The organism is Microbacterium sp. NPDC058389, from assembly GCF_042722305.1.
In the GTDB taxonomy this organism is placed as follows: Bacteria; Actinomycetota; Actinomycetes; order Actinomycetales; family Microbacteriaceae; genus Microbacterium.
The window spans coordinates 55,452-69,808 of sequence record NZ_JBHXJQ010000012.1 but is presented as its reverse complement, the minus strand read 5'-3'; the positions used below and the strand labels follow the sequence as shown (position 1 = coordinate 69,808).

Sequence of the window (14,357 nt, the reverse complement as noted above, 5' to 3'; positions counted from 1 at the left end):
CGGCGTCCCCCGCCGTCGGCCGACACATGACGACGTGAATTGGTCAACCGGTGTTACAGTATCGACGACATCGGTCGTGACGCAGCGACGGAAGGGAAGTCGACGATGACACGGATTCCGAACGGGGAGACCCGCCCGACCGACACCGCGGAGCGCACCTGGACCCTGGGAACGACGCCGTGGCAGCGGATCCCGCCCGTGGGGGCGCCGCGCGCACGCGTGATCATCGACAATGACTTCTCAGGCGACCCGGACGACCTCTACCAGCTGGTGCACCACCTGCTGTCGCCGAGCGTCGACATCCGCCTCGTCGTCGCGTCGCACCTGCGGCCGGACGACCCGTTCGACCCCTCGGGGCGCAGCGCGCAGAACGCCGCGGCCGTCGTGCGCGACGTGTTCGCGCGCATGGGCCTGACCTCGGCCGAGGTCGTCGTCGCCGGCAGCGACGCCCCGCTGCGCGATCGCGCGACCCCGCAGCCGGCGCCCGCCGTCGACGCGATCATCGCCGAGGCCCTGCGCGACGACGTGTCGACGCCGCTGTTCTACGTCGCCGGCGGCGGCCTCACCGACATCGCTTCCGCCTGCCTCGTCGAGCCCCGCATCGCCGAACGCCTCACGCTCGTGTGGATCGGCGGCGCCGAGCACGACGGGCTCGCCGGTGCACCGCCGAATCCAATGCCGATCGAGTACAACCTGCTCATCGACCCGGTCGCAGGCCAGGTCGTCTTCGGCGACTCGACGATCCCGGTGTGGCAGGTGCCCCGCGACGTGTACCGGCAGTGCCTGGTGTCGGACGCCGAACTGCGCGTCCGCGTGGCCGGGACAGGCCCGCTGGGCAGGTACCTCTACGACGAGGTCGCGGTCGTGACGACCATGATCGCGACGCACCTCGGCGGTGCGTCCGAGAGCTACGCGCTGGGCGACTCGCCGCTCGTGCTGCTCACCGCGCTGCAGTCGGTGTTCGAGCCCGACCCGTCGTCGAGCCGGTACGTCACGCGGCCGACGCCCGCGCTCGGCGACGACGGCGCCTATCTCGACGTGCCGGACGCCCGTCCGATGCGCGTGTACACCTGGGTGGACACGCGGCTCATGTTCGAGGACTTCTACCTCAAGCTCGCAGAGTTCGGCCGGTGGCAGTCCGAAGCGGCGACGGGCGCGGCATGACCGCCGCCCGCCCGCGCACGATCGTCACGGCCGACCCCGAGCTCGACGATCTCAACTCGCTCATCCGGTTCCTGCTGTACAGCAACGAGGTCGAGATCGAGGGGCTCGTCTACGCGAGCAGCCGATTCCACTGGCGCGGAGACGGCCGGGGCACCGAGTTCTTCCTTCCCGATCGCGAGTACGCCGCGCCGCAGACGTCATGGCGGTGGGCGCCCGGCGAGCGGTTCATCGATGACGCGGTCGACGCCTACGCCCAGGTGTACGACAACCTCGTCGTGCACGACCCGCGCTACCCCTCGCCCGGGAGTCTGCGCGCCGTGATCCGTGAGGGCAACGTCGACTTCGAGGGCGACACGTCCCGCGAGTCGCCCGGGTCGCAGCTGATCGCGGACGCGCTTCTCGACGAACGGCCGGGGCCGCTGCACCTGCAGCTGTGGGCCGGCCCGAGCACCGTGGCGCGCGCACTCCTGTCGATCGAGGAGCGCTTCGCCGGCACCCCCGAATGGGACCGGATCCACGCCGAGGTGTCGGCGAAGGCGATCATCACGAAGTTCGCCTCGCAGGATGCCTCGTACGACGAGTACATCGCGGTGACGTGGCCCCGCATCCGGGTGATCGAGGTGGCGACCCTCGCCTGGGGGTACCTCGCCCGCCTCACCGTGCCCGCGCACGATCAGCGGCTGCTGAGCGCCGAGTGGATGCACGACAACGTCACGAGCGTCGGCCCCCTGGGCGCGCTGTACCGCGTGTGGGGCGACGGGCGGCAGATGGTGCCCGGCGACCTCACCGACTACTTCCACCTCTCAGGCTTCTCCGCCGACGAGCTGCGCGCGCAGGGCTACCGGGTGTGGACAGATCCGCAGCCGCACGGCGAATGGATCTCGGAGGGCGACACCACCAACATGCTGAATCTGCTGGTGCCGGCGCTGCGCGGGCACGAGGATCCCTCGTACGGCGGCTGGGGCGGACGCTACGCGCGCACCGCCGACGGCGTGGACACGTGGGGCCTGGCCGACGGGGCGATATTCGGCGGCGGGGGCGACGAGGCGTCGGTCACCCGGTGGTTCGCCGCGGCGCAGTCCGACTTCGCCGCGCGCCTGCAGTGGAGCGTCACGCCCCGGTTCGCGGACGCGAACCATCACCCCACGCTGCGGATCGAGCCCGGCGCCGACGTCGACGTCCGGGCCGGCACCGCGGTGCAGCTGACCGCCGTCGTCGACGATCCCGACGGGGACGAGGTCTCGGTGCGCTGGCGGATCGACCACGAGGCCGCCCCGACGGCCGCCGCACTCGACCTCACGTCCGGCAGCCGGGTCGTCATCGGGGTGCCGGGCGACGCGCGCCCCGGCGACACGATCCACGTTGTGGCCGAGGCATCCGACGCCGCCGCCGTGCATCCGCTCACGGCCTGGCAGCGGGTGATCCTCACGGTCGCCTCGGACTGACCAGATCGCCCGGGCGTTCTGGTCAGTCCGTGCTCAGGCGGTGGCGGTGCGGACGGCCTGGTCCACTGCGGCCATCACCTCGGGCGGCGTGAACATGAGCGCGCTCGACAGGGGCCGGCCGGTCGCCCAGACGGTCCCGGCACGCACGGTCTCGGCGCGGGCGGGGTCCGCCTTCTCCAGGGCGTCGAGAAGCGCCCGGTACGCACGCTGGTCGTCGATGACGTCGGCGAGGGACGCCTCGAGCCCGGGCAGGGGCGGCGGCTGCGGCATCCGCTCCGCAGCAACGCGCCACTCGTGCGAGCCCGAGCCTGCCTCGAACGGCGAGTCCGCGCCGGGGAGGTCGACGACGGCGGTCGTGTTCGGCGGGATCACCGCACGGACGACGATCGTGTCGGCGTCCCGCTCCCAACTCGCGGCGGCCTCTCCGTATGGCGTGATGTGCCGGGCGGCGGCGTGTGCGAGCGACGACAGCGGACGCGGCGCGATGCGCAGGCGGCGGTAACCCGGGGCATCGGGGGCGAGGCCCGCGACGACGCGATGCAGCCAATCGGCGACGGCGCCGAGCGCGTAGTGGTTGAACGACGTCATCTCACCCGGGTTGATCGTGCCGTCGGGGAGCATCGAGTCCCAGCGCTCCCACACCGTCGTCGCCCCCATCGTCACGGGGTACAGCCACGACGGGCACTCGGTCTGCAGCAGCAGGCGCTCCGCGGCGGCGAGGTGCCCGCCCGACGCGAGCGCGTCGGCGACCAGCGGTGTGCCGACGAACCCGGTGCCGATCCGGTAGCCGCCCTCACGCACGAGTGCGGCGAGCCGGGTCGACAGCGCGGCGCGAACCGCGGGGTCGTTCACGAGGTCGAACTCCAGCGCCAGCGCGTACGCCGTCGGGGCATCGCTCATCATCCGCCCGGCCGGCGTGACGTACTCGGCGACGAAGGCGGTGCGGCTGCGCTCGGCGAGCGCGCGGTAGGTCTCGGCATCCGCGTCCAGACCGAGCAGCGCGGCAGCGTCGGCAACCATCCGCAGCGAGCGGGCGAGATAGGCCGAGGCGACGATGTCGCCGTCGACCTTGGCCTGGCCGGGCTTGTCGGGCGGGGCGGCAGGGTCGAGCCAATCGCCGAGCTGCATCCGGCCGGCCCACAGGCCGCTGTCGCCGGCATCCGCCCGCACCGCGTCCACCCATGCCCGCATGCTCGGGTACTGGGTTTCGAGCACACCCCGGTCGCCGAAGCGGTCGTGCAGCACGGTCGGCACGACAGTCGCGGCATCGCCCCACGCCGCGGTCGGCCCCAGGCCGCCGAAGGAAGGCAGCGCCGCGGGGATCACGAGCGGAACGACGCCCGACTGCCGCGCCTGCTCGCGTGTCAGGTCGCGCAGCCAGGAGGTGAGGAATCCGGCGCAGTCGTACAGGAACGACGCAGTCGGTGAGAAGACCTGAAGGTCCCCGGTCCAGCCGAGGCGCTCGTCGCGCTGGGGGCAGTCGGTGGGGATCGACACGAAGTTGCCGCGCATGCCCCACACGACGTTGTCGTGCAGCCGGTTCAGCTGAGGGTTCGACGATGCGAACCAGCCCGTGCGGATCATGTCGGTGTGAAGGACGACGGCTTCGACGTCGTCCGGCGCGACATCGAGGCCGGTGATCTCGGCGTAGCGGAAGCCGTAGAACGAGAAGCGGGACTCCAGCACCTCGTCGGCGTCCGACAGATCGAACGTCGCCGTCGCTTGCGCGTTGCGCAGCGGCCGGACGCCGAGCTCGCCGTGCTCGAGCACTTCGGCGTGACGGATCACGACGCGGGCTCCCGCCTCCCCGCGGGCGCGGACACGCACGCGGCCCACGAGATTCTGGCCGAAGTCGAGGATCGTGCCGCCTGACGGTGTGGACACGACAGCCGCCACCGGAAGGGTCTCGATCCGGCGCACCGGCGGAGCGATGCGGGCCTCGGGGACGGGGACCTCGTCGTAACCGGGACGGGCGGACGCCCCCACGCGTACGGGCGTCCACCGGCTGTCGTCGAAGCCCGGCGCCGACCAGCCCGGCAGAGAGCGCCGGAGGTCCTGGTGCTCGCCCGCGTAGATGCCGCTCTCGACGACCGGGCCGTCGCCCGTGGCGGACCAGCCTTCGCCGGTCGCGGCGAGGGTCTCGACCGTCCCATCGGCGTACGTCACCCGCACCTGCGCGAGGAACGTCGGCTGGGTGCCGTAGAGCCGGTCGGCGTAGGTGAAGAAGCCGTATCGCTCGGTGTACCAGGCGCCCGCGATGGTCGCGCCGAGGACGTTCTCACCCTGGCGCACGAGCGCGGTCACGTCGACGGTCTCGTGCACCAGCCGGTCGCGGTAGGCCGTCCAGCCCGGTGAGAGAACGTCGTCCGACACGGCCGCGCCGTTGATCTCGGGCTCGGCGACGCCGAGGGCGGTCCAGAAGAGCAGTGCGCGCTCGATGGGCCTGTCGAGCATGAAGGTCGTGCGCACCAGCGCCGGCTGCGCTTCGCGGTCGGGGGCGGCGAGGCCGACGGGCCGCGCAGTCCACTCATGCTCGGCGAGGAAGCCCGACTCGAGGCGCAGCGGATCGCTCCAGGCGGTCCGGTCGCCGGAGACAGAGCCGGCGCGGACCGACACCGCGCGCGTCTCGCCCGGGACGAGCGGCGCGAACGGCCACGCGACGAGCACGGACTCACCGCCGTCGAGGCTCACGGTGTCGCGGCCGTCCGTGAGGTCGACACCGGACTGCTGCCACTCGGCCGGTGCCTCGACAGTCCAGCTCAGGCGCGGGGTGGGCGTCGCCACGAAGGCGCTGTCGGTGCGCAGCTCGGCGCGAAGCGTCGCGACGCGAGGGACGCCCGGCGCAGCGCCCACACCGAGCGACGCGGGAGATGCGGCATCCATCAGTCGTCGTCGCCCTCGGCCGTCCAGCTCGTCACGGCGACGTCTCCCTCGACGGCGTAGACGCCGATCACGCGACCGGTGAACGACTCGGCGACCTCGGACGACAGGAAGCGGCCGTCGACCTCGGCGAGCTCGGCGCGTGCACCGCCGACGGGGGTGAACGCGAGCCGGAACACGTCGCTCGTCGAGACCATGCGCCAGCCCGCGCCGGGCGTCACCGAGTCCAGGTGGAGGTCGGCCACCCCGCCCGCGAGGGGCGCGGACCACTCCTGGAGCAATCCGCCCAGGGCCGCCCTCGCCGTCACCGCGCCGCCGCCGGCCTCGATCTCGAGGTGGAAGCCCTCGTCGTAGCGCACGACCAGGCCGCCGACGCCGTCGCTGACGTCGACGCGCACGGTGACGGAGTTGTTCAGATGCTCCTGGCGGCGGCCGACGAAGACGGGCCGCGGGTCGGACGGCGTCGTTCCGTCGGCGTGCAGCACGAGCGCGCCGGGACGCGAGCCGAGGTCGGCGACATCGGTCGGCAGCCGGCGGATGCCGACCCACTCGGCGTCGAGCGGCTCGTCGGGGGTGAAGGCGATCTCGACCCGCGTGCCGGGGCGAGGATTGCGCTCGACGGGCGCGATGGCCGGCCAGCCGTCGTGCCAGCTGACCGGAGTGACGAACGTCTCGCGGCCGAGTGCCGAGAAGGCGCGGGTGCCGCTGCGCGGCCGGACGCCCAGCAGCACGCACAGCCATTGCCCGCCCGGGCCGAGGACGAGGTCGCCGTGGCCGGTGTTCTGGATCGGACGAGGCGTCGACCGTGCCGAGACGAGCGGGTTGCCGGGGGCGCCGTCGAACGGACCCTCGGGGGCGTCGCTCCGGGCGATCGAGATCGAGTGGCCACGCTCGGTGCCGCCTTCGGCGATCATGAGGTACCACGCGCCGTCGATCTCGTAGAGGTGCGGCGCCTCGGGGAACATCAGGCCCGTGCCCGACCACAGCGAGCGGGGCTCTTCGAGCGCGCGATGCGTCCCGAGGTCCACCCGCACCTGCTGGATACCCAGATGGGCGGGCTGGTTCGGGTCGAGGGCCCCGGTCAGCTGCAGGCCGGAGAACGTGATGTAGCAGGTGCCGCCGGCATCCCACGCGATGTCGGGGTCGATGCCCTCGATCGTGCCGGTGCCGTCGACCTTCGACAGCAGGTCGCCGTCGCTCCACGGACCCGCCGCGTCGTCCGCCGTGAAGTGCAGCATGCCGCGGCCCATCGCGTCGGTGATCACGAGATGGAACACGCCGTCGTGGTGGCGGATCGTCGGCGCCCAGGCGCCGCCGCCGGTCGGCACGTCCTCGACGCCCAGCTGACCCGGTCGCGTCGCGACGTGGCCGATGAGCTCCCACGTCTCGAAATCCGTCGAGCGGTGGATCGGGATGCCGGGCAGGTACTCGAACGTCGACGTGGCGAGGTAGTACACACCGCCGACCTCGACGACGCTGGGGTCGGGATGGAAGCCGTTGATGAGCGGGTTGTAGAGCGTGGTCACGGTGTCTCCGGTGGGGGTCAGGAAGCGAGCAGGGCGCCGAGCTCGTGGGCGATCGCGGCGGCGCGGGGGTCGGCGCCGCCCGGCCAGGCGGCGCGGGCGATGGTCCAGGCGAAGGCGACGCCCGTGTCGGGATCCACGCACGCGAGCGCGCCCATCGCGCCGTCGTGGCCGAACGCGCGCGGGCCGCCGAACGCGACGGCGGTGTTCGGCTTCTGGAAGACGATGGCGTGGGCGCGGTCCGGCATGCCGAGCACCTCGTCGTCGCCGTGGACCTGCTGCTGACCGATCTGGGCCACCGTGTCGGGCGAGAGGAAGGCGGCCCGGCCGTCGACGCCCGTGACCGCGGCGGCGAACAGCCGCGCCAGCCCGCGTGCCGTGCCGGTCCCGGAGCCCGCGGGATGCCCGTAGCGCCAGCTGACCTCGTCGTTGCCGAGATCGACGGGCGGCCCGGGCGTCGTCCAGGTGTGCAGCCCGAGCGCGGTCGGCTGCATCGTCGTCGTGTCCGAGACAGGGCGGATCATCGGGAGCACCGGGGCCCGGCGCGCCTCCTGGTCGCGCGGCAGGCCGAGGTAGAAGTCCACGTCGTGCGGTGCGCGGATCTCCTGCTCGTAGTACTCGTGGAGCGTGCGACCGGTCACCCGGTACACGAGCTCCGAGGCGAGGTTCCCGATCGTCACCGCGTGGTAGCCGAATGCGCTGCCCGGCTGCCAGAACGGCCACGTGTCGGCCAGTCTCGCCGCCGCGGCGTGGTCGTCGAGCAGCTCGGCCCACGTCAGCTGCGGGGTGGCCTGCGGAAGCCCGGCCTGGTGCGACAGCAGCTGGCGCACGGTCACGCGGAGCTTGCCCTTCGCTGCGAACTCTGGCCAGTAGTGCGCCACCCGCTCGTCGAGGTCGAGTTCGCCGCGCTCGACGAGCAGGCCGATCGACAGGCCGATCGTGTTCTTGGTCACCGAGTACGGCACGAGGACCGAGTCCTCGGCGAGGTGCGGTCCTCCCCACGCGTCGAGGACGGGCGCGCCGTCGTGGAACGCGGCGACCTGGAACGACAGATCGGGATCGGCGGCGAGGGAGCGGTCGAGGCGCTCGACGATGTCGTCGAGACGTTCGTCGGCGGTGCCGCGCAGATGCGGAGAGGTGAGCAGGGAGAGGGTCATGCCGGGGCTCCTTCGGTGTGCCACGCCAGTGTGAGCGGCAGATCCGCCACCGACGCGCCGACACGCAGGGTGTACGCGCCCGGCTCGACCACCCATTCGCCCGCCCAGTGCGCGAGGCGCCGTGCCGGCACCGGGATCGTGGCGGTCACGGTCTCGCCGGGCGTGGCCTGCACCGGGGCGAACCCGACGAGCCAGCGCACCGGGCGCTCCACCGCCGAGTCGGCACGCTCGGCGTAGACCTGCACGACCTGCTTGCCCGGGCGGTCGCCGGTGTTCTCGAGCGTGACCTCGAGGGCGTCGCCGATGCGCTGCGCGGAGCCGAACGCCCACGACGTGTAGCCGAGCCCGTGTCCGAAGGGGAACGCGGGGGCGGCGGCATCCCCGTCGCGCAGCCATGCGCGATAGCCGATGTGCAGGCCCTCGCGATAGTCGAGGCGGCCGCCTTGCGGCGTGACGTCGGTGACGGGCACGTCGGCGAGCGACGCGGGCCACGTCGTGGGGAGCCGTCCGCCGGGCTCGGCGGCACCGGTGAGCACGTCGGCGATCGCGTGGCCGAACTCCTGCCCGCCGAAGTAGCCCTGCACGACCGCGTCGACCTCGTCGGCCCACGGCAGCACGACCGGCGAACCGGCGTTGACGACGACGATCGTGGGCGTACCGGTGGCGGCGACGGCGCGCACCAGGTCGTCCTGGCGTCCCGGAAGGTCGAGGCTCGTGCGGTCGTAGCCCTCGGACTCGACCCTGGCGTTGGTGCCCACCACCACGACGGCGACATCGGATGCCTCGGCCTCGGCCACCGCGCGCGCGATGAGCTCGTCGGGGTCGGTGCGTTCGGGGGCGATGCCGAGCGTCGCGCTGAGCGCGCCCGACAGCGCGCCGGCGTCGGCGCGTGCGAACTCGACCCGCACCGCGGTCTCACGCCCCGCCTCGACGTGCACGGTCGCGGTGATCGACGGCGGGTTGAGGAACGCGGCGCCGAGGTCCGTGCCCTCGATGACGGGGGAATCGTCGAGCACGAGCACGTCGTCGACGAACAGGCGGCCGGGATTGGCGCCCGCGAAGCCCAGTTCGATGTCGCCGGTCTCGGCCGGTGTGTACAGCGTCTCGAAGACGACCGTCGCGCTCGCCGAGATGGGCGCATCGCCGCCGAACCACACGAGGGCGGTCGACCGGCGGTTCTCGGCGAACAGCTCGGTGCCCTCGGCGTCGAAGAAGGCGACGCGCACGCCCGCCTCGCCCGTCGCCGGGTTCGTCAGCTGGTCGAGCGGGATCTCGGAGACGCCCTCCTGCACCACCGCGCCGAGCGCGAAGCGCACCTCGGCGCCGGGCAGCGCTGCGCGCAGAGCCTCCAGCGGCGAGACGACGGCCTCGGGGATCACGGTCGCGCTGCCGCCGCCCTGCGTACGCGCCTCGCGTGCGTTCTGACCGATGACCGCCACGCGGCCGAGCGCGGCCGTCGCGAGCGGAAGCACGCCGTCGTTGCGCAGCAGCACGGTGCCGTCGATCGCCGCGGCGCGGGCGAAGGCGGGCCCGTCGAGCGGGGCGGGTTCGAGGGGCTCGGCGTCGCCGAGGGCGCCCACGCGCTCGGCGAGCAGCAGCAGGCGCAGCACCTTCCGGTCGAGGTCGGCCTCGGCCACGCGACCGTCGCGGATCGCGTCGACCAAGTCCGCCCACGCCGGTGCGGGACCGGGCATCGCGAGGTCCTGTGCGGCGGGCACGGCGGCGAGCGAGCGCACGGCCGTCCAGTCGCTGATCACCGTGCCGTCGAAGCCCCATTCGCTGTTCAGCGGCGTCTCGAGCAGCTCGTTCTCCGTCATGGTGACGCCGTCGACCGCGTTGTACGCGCTCATGATGGTCCACGCGCCGGCCTGTTCGACCGCGCGCTCGAACGGCGCCAGGTACAGCTCGCGGAGTGCACGTTCGTCCACGCGCACGTCGACGGTGAAGCGGTCGGTCTCGGAGTCGTTGGCCACGTAGTGCTTGGGGCACGCGGCGACGCCGTTGTCCTGCAGGCCGCGCACATAGGCCGCGGCGAGCTCGGCCGTCAGCTCGGGATCCTCGCTGAAGCACTCGAAGTGCCGGCCGCCCAGCGGCGAGCGGTGCAGGTTGATCGTCGGTCCGAGCACGACGTCGACGCCCTTGCGACGGGCCTCGGATGCCGCGGCCGCCCCATATCGATAGGCCAGGTCGACGTCCCACGACGCCGCGAGGGCCGAGCCCGACGGCAGGTTCAGCGACGGCTCGCGCTCGTCCCACCGCGGGCCGCGGACGCCCGCGGGACCGTCCGACAGGGTCATCGCGCGAAGCCCGATCTCCGGAATCGCGACGGTGGTCCAGAAATCGGCGCCCTGCACGAGAGCGGCCTTCTGCTCGAGTGTGAGGCGCGTCAGCAGCGGCAGGAGGTGCAGCACCGCGTCGGACGGGGTGGAGGTGGCGGTGTCGGTCATCGGGGAGGGTTCTTTCTCGCGATCGATTCAGGGGGAGGATGCCGCGACCCGCCACCCACGGGAAGGGCCGGGCCGCGGCATCCTGGCTTGTCAGGCGACGCCGGCTGCCGCCTCGGCCTCGAGCAGGGCACGGCGGGCGACGCGCCGCTGCTCCTGCTTGTCGGGGTCGGGCACGGGCGCGGCCATGAACAGTCGCTGCGTGTACGGGTGCTCCGGCCGGGAGGTCACCCGGTCGCCGTCACCGGTCTCGACGATCTCGCCCCGATACATCACGGCCACGCGGTGGCTGATGTGACGCACCACCGCGAGGTCGTGCGTCACGAAGAGGTAGGCGACGCCGGTACGGTCCTGGATGTCGATGAACAGATCGAGGACGCGGGCCTGCGTCGACAGATCGAGCGCCGACACCGGCTCGTCGCACACGATGAGCCGCGGCCGCAGGGCGAGCGCGCGGGCGATCGCGACACGCTGACGCTGACCTCCCGAGAACTCGCGGGGGAGACGTCCTCGCGCGTCGGCGGGCAGCCCGACCTGATCGAGGAGGTCGCGCACCCGTGACTTCGCCTCCTTCGGCGCCACGCCCGCCGCGGTGAGCGGCTCGGTGAGGATCTGCTCGATCGTCATCGACGGGTTCAGCGAGGAGTACGGGTCCTGGAACACGACCTGGATCTCCGAGCTGAGCGCGCGGCGCTCCTGCCGCTTGAGGTGAGAGATGTCCTTGCCGTCGTAGACGATCGACCCCTCGGTGACCGGCGCGAGGCCGAGTGCCGCTCGACCGAGTGTGGTCTTGCCCGACCCCGACTCGCCGACCAGGCCCACGGTCTCGCCGGGCCGGATGTCGAGCGAGACGCCCTTGAGAGCCCGGAACGGCTGGGCGCGGAAGCCCTTGCCCGGGTACTCGACGACGAGGTCCTTGATGTCCAGCAGCGGAGTGCTCATGCGCTCGCTCCCTTCGTGACGAGCGGGCCGCGGGCGGGACCCTCGTCGAGGATCGCGTCCAGCAGCGCCTGCGTGTACGGGTGCTGCGCGTCGTTGAAGATCGCGCGCACGGGGCCCTGCTCGACGAACAGGCCGCTCTGCATGACGGTGACCCGGTCGCACAGGTCGGCGACGACGCCGAAGTTGTGCGTCACCAGCAGCATCGCCATGTTGCGCTCGGCCTGCAGGTCGCGCAGGAGCTCCAGCACTTCCGCCTGCACCGTGACGTCGAGGGCCGTTGTCGGCTCGTCGGCGATGATGAGGTCGGGGTCGGTCGAGACGGCACCCGCGATGAGCACGCGCTGCGCCATTCCGCCCGACACCTCGAACGGGTACGCGTCGAACGTGCGCTTCGGGTTCGGGATGCCGACGCGGGCGAGCAGCTCGAGCGAGCGCTCGGCGGCCGCCTTCTTCGAGAGTCCGAGGTTCTTGCGCAGCGGCTCGACCAGCTGGCTGCCGATCGTGAACGACGGGTCGAGGTTCGACATCGGCTCCTGCGGGATGTAGCCGATGCGCTTGCCGCGCAGACCGGCGTACTCGCGGTCGTCGCCGCCGGCGAGCTCGGTGCCCTCGTAGAGGATCGAGCCGGCCGTCACGTGGCCGCCGCGGGGGAGCAGGCCCAGCACGGCGAATGCGGTCTGGGTCTTGCCCGACCCCGATTCGCCGATGAGGCCGTGGACCTCGCCCTTGCGGATGTCGAGCGAGACGCCGTGGACGACCTCGATGTGCGAGCCGTCCGGCTGGTCGTAGCCGACGCGGAGGTCGCGGATGTCGAGGACCTTCTCGGTGGCCTTGCTGCGCGCATCCCCCTGGTGGACGATGACGCCCTCGCTCTCGAAGACCGGCGGCTCGTCGAGGTCGACGACGTCGCCGCCGCTGAGGCCGACGGACGTCGTCACGGCGGCCACCGATCCGGTCGCCGTCGCGACGGCCCGGCGGCGCTTGCGCCGGACGGACACCGTGCGCTCCAGCTCGTCGCGCATCACGTTCGCCAGCAGCGTCAGCGCGATGCAGGTCAGGGCGATCGCGAGCGACGGCCAGAGCATCAGGAGCGGCTCCTTGTAGATGTTCTTGAAGCCGTCGTTGAGCATCTGGCCCCACGTGGGGACCGCGATGTCGCCGAGGCCCAGGAACTCCAGGCCCGACTGGATCGCGATGGCGATGCCGGCGATGATCGCGGACTGGATGATGATCGGCGCCCGCACCACGGAGAGCACGTGGCGTCCGATGATGCGCGTGTCGCTGAGACCCGACACGCGGGCCGCGTCCACATAGAGCTCGGTGCGCACGGCGGTCACCGACGCGTACACCAGCCGGTAGAAGGCCGGTGCGAGCAGGATGCCGAAGATGAACATCGAGATCCAGACCGACGGTCCGAGCACAGCGCGCGCCGCGAGGAGGACCACGATGCCGGGAAGCGCCATGTTGAGCTCGGTGACCCACGTGGCGGTGCTGTTGAACCAGCCCTGGTAGTAGCCGGCGATGAGGCCGCTGACCACGCCGAGGATGAGCGCCACCACGAGAGCGAGAAGGGCCGCGACGACCGTCGTCTGCGTCGCCGCCAGCAGGCGCGAGAACACGTCGCGACCGCTGCCGTCGGTGCCGAGCAGATGCGCGGCGCTCGGCGGGGCCAGCACGTTGCGGATGTCGGCGTAGTTCGGGTCCTGCGGGGCGATGGCCGGCCCGATGATCGCGATCACGCCGAGGAAGACGAGGAAGATCAGCGAGGCGAGGCCGACCGGGCGGCGCAGCAGCCGGCGCCAGAGCGAGACGCGGACCGGCGCGACCGGTACCGCGAGGGGGACGTCGATGGCGGTCATGAGAGTCGCACCTTCGGGTTCAGCGCCGCCTGGGCGAGGTCGATGAGGAGGTTCACGATGAGGACGATGATCGCGTAGGCCATCACCAGTCCCATGACGACCGGGATGTCGCCGAGCGTGGTCGCGCGGACCGTGAGCTGGCCCATGCCGGGGATGGCGAAGACCTGCTCGACGATGACGGCGCCGCCGAGCAGGCCGATGAACTGGACAGCGAGCACGGCGAGCGCGGGGCCGCCGGCGTTGCGCAGCACGTGGCGGTAGACGACCGAGTTCGTGCCGAGGCCGCGGGAGCGGAGCGTGCGCACGTAATCGCGCGACATCGCGTCGATGACCGAGCCGCGCACCTGCTGCGAGACCGCCGCGATCGCCCCGAGCGAGAGGGCGATGATCGGAAGCGTGACCGATGAGAGCCACCCCGACACGGATGTCGTGAGAGGGACGTAGCCGGTGGCCTTGAACCATCCCAGGTTGATCGCGAAGACGAGCACGAGCACGAGGGCGATCAGGAAGCCGGGGATCGCGAAGCCGATCAGCGAGACGACCTGGACGGTGCCGTCGACGCCGCCACCGCGGCGGGCGGCGAGGACGCCGAGGACGACCGCGAGGATCGCCGACACGAGGGTCGTTCCGATGACGATCGAGAGCGACACCGCGACGCGGTTGGACACGCTCACCGAGACCAGCTCACCGGTGAACCAGCTGCGGCCGAGGCTGCCGGTCAGCGCCGACGTGACCCAGTCCCAGTACTGCACCAGCAGCGGCCTGTCGAGGCCGAGCTGCTCGGCCTTCTTGGCGACGGTGTCGGCGGTCGCGTTCTCGCCGAGGATGCGGCGGGCGATGTCGCCGCCGGACGCGTAGAGGAGCACGAACGCGAGGAAGGAGATCACCGCGATGAGGATGACGCCCGACAGCAGGCGCCGGAGGATGAATGCAAGCATGACGT

Annotated in this window: 9 protein-coding genes; 2 read left to right on the top strand and 7 right to left on the bottom strand. The window is 72.1% G+C overall.

Annotation, left to right across the window (positions count from 1 at the left end; translation table 11 throughout):
- Positions 1–105: 105 nt before the first annotated feature.
- Both ACFWJ8_RS15320 and ACFWJ8_RS15315 read left to right on the top strand, forming a co-directional pair.
- On the top strand, positions 106–1,164 hold the full coding sequence (locus ACFWJ8_RS15320) for a nucleoside hydrolase (protein ID WP_378813076.1): 1,059 nt from the start codon (positions 106–108) through the stop codon (positions 1,162–1,164).
- Positions 1,131–2,609 (top strand): nucleoside hydrolase-like domain-containing protein, encoded by a 1,479-nt coding sequence (locus ACFWJ8_RS15315; RefSeq protein WP_378813074.1) that lies wholly within the window; start codon positions 1,131–1,133, stop codon positions 2,607–2,609. Before ACFWJ8_RS15320 ends, ACFWJ8_RS15315 begins: the two co-directional genes overlap by 34 nt.
- Before the next feature lie 33 nt (positions 2,610–2,642).
- Here ACFWJ8_RS15315 and ACFWJ8_RS15310 read toward each other — a convergent pair whose 3' ends face one another.
- The 7 genes from ACFWJ8_RS15310 to ACFWJ8_RS15280 all read right to left on the bottom strand — a co-directional run bounded on the left by ACFWJ8_RS15310 (position 2,643) and on the right by ACFWJ8_RS15280 (position 14,352).
- Entirely contained in the window at positions 2,643–5,492 is a 2,850-nt protein-coding gene (locus ACFWJ8_RS15310; RefSeq protein WP_378813071.1) for a family 78 glycoside hydrolase catalytic domain, read from the bottom strand.
- Positions 5,492–7,015 (bottom strand): family 43 glycosylhydrolase, encoded by a 1,524-nt coding sequence (locus ACFWJ8_RS15305; protein ID WP_378813068.1) that lies wholly within the window; start codon positions 7,013–7,015, stop codon positions 5,492–5,494. The genes ACFWJ8_RS15310 and ACFWJ8_RS15305 overlap by 1 nt, the downstream gene beginning before the upstream one ends.
- A gap of 17 nt (positions 7,016–7,032) precedes the next feature.
- The gene (locus ACFWJ8_RS15300) at positions 7,033–8,169 is read right to left on the bottom strand and encodes a serine hydrolase domain-containing protein (RefSeq protein ID WP_378813066.1); all 1,137 of its coding nucleotides are present in this window, start codon (positions 8,167–8,169) and stop codon (positions 7,033–7,035) included.
- The gene (locus ACFWJ8_RS15295; protein WP_378813064.1) at positions 8,166–10,616 is read right to left on the bottom strand and encodes a glycoside hydrolase family 3 protein; all 2,451 of its coding nucleotides are present in this window, start codon (positions 10,614–10,616) and stop codon (positions 8,166–8,168) included. The genes ACFWJ8_RS15300 and ACFWJ8_RS15295 overlap by 4 nt, the downstream gene beginning before the upstream one ends.
- Before the next feature lie 90 nt (positions 10,617–10,706).
- Positions 10,707–11,555, bottom strand: a complete 849-nt coding sequence (locus tag ACFWJ8_RS15290; RefSeq protein WP_378813061.1) for an ATP-binding cassette domain-containing protein — start codon at positions 11,553–11,555, stop codon at positions 10,707–10,709.
- Positions 11,552–13,414 (bottom strand): dipeptide/oligopeptide/nickel ABC transporter permease/ATP-binding protein, encoded by a 1,863-nt coding sequence (locus ACFWJ8_RS15285; RefSeq protein ID WP_378813059.1) that lies wholly within the window; start codon positions 13,412–13,414, stop codon positions 11,552–11,554. Before ACFWJ8_RS15285 ends, ACFWJ8_RS15290 begins: the two co-directional genes overlap by 4 nt.
- On the bottom strand, positions 13,411–14,352 hold the full coding sequence (locus tag ACFWJ8_RS15280) for an ABC transporter permease (protein ID WP_378813056.1): 942 nt from the start codon (positions 14,350–14,352) through the stop codon (positions 13,411–13,413). The genes ACFWJ8_RS15285 and ACFWJ8_RS15280 overlap by 4 nt, the downstream gene beginning before the upstream one ends.
- Between the last annotated feature and the right edge of the window lie 5 nt (positions 14,353–14,357).